The following is a 2,769-nucleotide window of genomic DNA, read 5'->3' as shown; positions in this document are numbered from 1 at the left end:
CCCGAGCGCGGCGGCTCGCCCTCCTTGACGATCGCGCCCTCCGAGCGCGGGAAGAACTCGTACCAGGACCCGAACAACGCCCGCGGACGCTCCACCAGCAAGGGAAGCGCCGGGGAGCGGGAGAGCCGGTCACGCAGGGGATATCGCGCCAGTACCGCGTCCACCCCGGGAGTCAGCGCGGCCGCCAGGCGTTCGGCCGGGGTCCGTGAGTCGTCCTGCAAGGCTTCGGCGGCGGCGAGGAGCACCTGCCGTTCCGTTCCTTCGGGAGCTCCCAGTGCCGCGCGCTCGTACAGCAGCGCGCCCTCTTCGAGCATCAGCCCGGCGTCGATGCCGGCGGGGACCTTGATCCCGGCGGCGTGCCGCCAGCCCCGCACGGGGTCCGCCCAGGCCTCCACGGCGTAGGTCCAGTGCCCCTCGGCGTCCGGGGTGACGTCCGCGCCCCAGCGGTCGCTGCCCGGGGACAGTTCCCGCATGGGGGTCCAGGGGCCGCTGCCCTTGCCGGAGTCGCCGGAGTCGCCGGAGTCGCCGGGACCGAGCAGGACGACATTGGCCCCGACCGCCAGTTGGCCCTCGCCGAAGACGGTGGCCGTGACCTGGAAGGTCTCGCCGGAGACCGCCTTCGCCGGGCGCCGTCCGCAATCGACGACCGGGCGGACGTCCAGGACGGGCGTGGAGACGGCGGTGGGGCCGGCAGTGGGGCCGGCCGTGGGAACGGGGGCCGTCCCGGGAGCCGTGGTGGGGGCGGGGGCCGCCTTGGGCGCTGACGTCATCGCTCTCTCCTCCGCCGAGTTCGCGCCCCGATGTGCGCCCGTCCATACGTGCTGCGCCCGTCCTTACGTGGATTCGCGGGAGCCGCGTATCCGTCATCGCCCCCGGAGGTCCAGGGGCGGTCGTGCCCGGCGTGTGGTGCGCGGGCGCAGGTAGAGCTCTGCCGCGTCGGCGGCGACCCGGGCCGTGCACTCGCCCATCAGTACGCAAAGGGTGTACGCGGTGTCCTCGAAGCGCATCCGCACGGAGCTGTCCGCGGGATGGGCGAGCAGCAGCCGCTCCCATTCCCGGTAGTCCCCCAAATGCCGTGCGACATCGGCCTTTGTAGGCAGCAGCACCACGCGGGTCACCTTCTCGTTCGCTGAGGGCGCGCGAGGTATGCACCTGGATGGTGCGAACCCGTCCCGCGCGCAGACACCGGTGGTACGCACCGGTCAACCTTCATGACTCATGGTGCACGCATGAGCACCCAGCGTCCTGTTGAGCGTGTGGAGGCGCCGGGGGCTCCTGTTGCGCAAATGGAGTAGCGCTCGCACCCTGAGACTGACGCAGAAGTGATCAATGCTCACGTTCCGTGTTCGGGGCTCGGTCGCAGGACCGAGAAGGACCGGGAGCTTCGCCGAGAGGAGCCAGGAGCGATGAAAGCCGCGATCCCCTGCTACTACCACCTCGACGTGGAGGTCAGCACGGAGAGGACAGAGCAGGTCAGGCGCATTCTGGTCGCGCATCTGAAGCATTGGGGCCTTGCGGTTCTCGTCGAACCCGTCGGCTACTGCACCGGAGTGCTGCTGCGCGCGATCGAGGAGCACGGAGCGGACAAGCAGGCCGTCGTGGAGATGTGGTGGAACGGCCAGCACCTCATCACCGCCGTGTCGGACAACAACCGTGAACTTCCCCAGCGGCACTACGGGCCGCAGGGATGCCTGACGCAGATCGCCGCGCTCAGCGACGGCTGGGGCAGCTGCCCGTCGACGGACGGCAAGATCATCTGGTTCTCGCGCCGCGTGCGTGCGACCGAACACGCCCGGCTGTCCCCCGGGACGCCCGGCCCCAGCCTGCGCGAGGCGATGCAAGTGCCGCGGGACATGCCCGCCGCCGTCCTCGCGGGCCCGCCCGTCTGAACGCCGTGCCGTGGCCCCACGCGGTGCCGTGCCTCACCCAGAACCACCCGTCCGCAGGGAGGCAGTTGCGTGCGCACCTGGACCGGAGCCCCATTTCCCCTGGGCGCCACATCCGACGGTGAAGGAACCAACTTCGCGCTGTTCAGCGAGGTGGCCGAACACGTGGAGCTGGTGCTCGTCGGCGACGACGACACGCACCGCAGTGTGCCGCTCTCCGAAGTCGACGGCTTCGTCTGGCACTGCTACCTGCCGGGGATCGGTCCCGGCCAGCGTTACGCCTACCGGGTGCACGGCCCCTGGAACCCGGCGGCGGGCCACCGGTGCAACCCCGCCAAACTGCTCCTCGACCCCTACGCCAGGGCCGTCGAGGGGCAGATGGACAACGACCCCTCGCTCTACGAGCACGCGGCGCAGGGACCCGAACCGGCCGACAGCGCCTCGCACACCCCGCTCTCGGTGGTCACCGACCCGTACTTCGCCTGGGAGGACGACAGACCGCCCCGGCGGCCGTACGCCGAGACCGTGGTGTACGAGGCACATGTGCGCGGCCTGACCCGCACGCACCCCGATGTTCCCGCCGAACTGCGGGGCACCTACGCGGGACTCGCGACCGAGCCGGTCATCGACCACCTCACGTCGCTCGGCGTGACCGCGGTCGAGCTGATGCCCATGCACCAGTACATCCAGGACGGGTTCCTGCGCGACCGCGGCCTGTCCAACTACTGGGGCTACACCTCCATCGGCTTCTTCGCGCCGCACAACGCCTACGCGGCGCACGGCTCGCGGGGCGAGCAGGTCACCGAGTTCAAGTCCATGGTCAAGGCGCTGCACAAGGCCGGGCTCGAAGTGATCCTCGACGTGGTCTACAACCACACCGCGG

At 70.6% G+C, this 2,769-nt stretch carries 4 protein-coding genes; 2 read left to right on the top strand and 2 right to left on the bottom strand.

Annotation, left to right across the window (positions count from 1 at the left end):
• On the bottom strand, nt 1-770 hold a 770-nt coding region (locus tag ACQKIP_RS44565), incomplete at its 3' end, for a maltotransferase domain-containing protein (RefSeq protein ID WP_427745605.1).
• 93 nt (nt 771-863) lie between these two features.
• Nucleotides 864-1,106, bottom strand: coding sequence for a DUF5133 domain-containing protein (locus ACQKIP_RS44560; RefSeq protein WP_365861183.1), 243 nt, complete (start codon nt 1,104-1,106; stop codon nt 864-866).
• Between the two features lie 300 nt (nt 1,107-1,406).
• On the opposite strand from ACQKIP_RS44560, the gene ACQKIP_RS44555 reads away from it, so the two are divergent.
• Both ACQKIP_RS44555 and ACQKIP_RS44550 read left to right on the top strand, forming a co-directional pair.
• Complete coding sequence (locus ACQKIP_RS44555; RefSeq protein ID WP_365860804.1) at nt 1,407-1,889, top strand: pep a2; 483 nt, start codon at nt 1,407-1,409, stop codon at nt 1,887-1,889.
• A 69-nt stretch (nt 1,890-1,958) separates the two neighbouring features.
• Nucleotides 1,959-2,769 (top strand): alpha-amylase family glycosyl hydrolase (locus ACQKIP_RS44550; protein ID WP_427745604.1); only part of this gene is annotated, 811 nt, incomplete at its 3' end.

Source organism: Streptomyces sp. NPDC059900 (genome assembly GCF_050270335.1).
Lineage (GTDB): Bacteria > Actinomycetota > Actinomycetes > Streptomycetales > Streptomycetaceae > Streptomyces.
The sequence above is the reverse complement of the archived record's forward strand: the minus strand, read 5'-3'. Positions and strand labels throughout refer to the sequence as shown.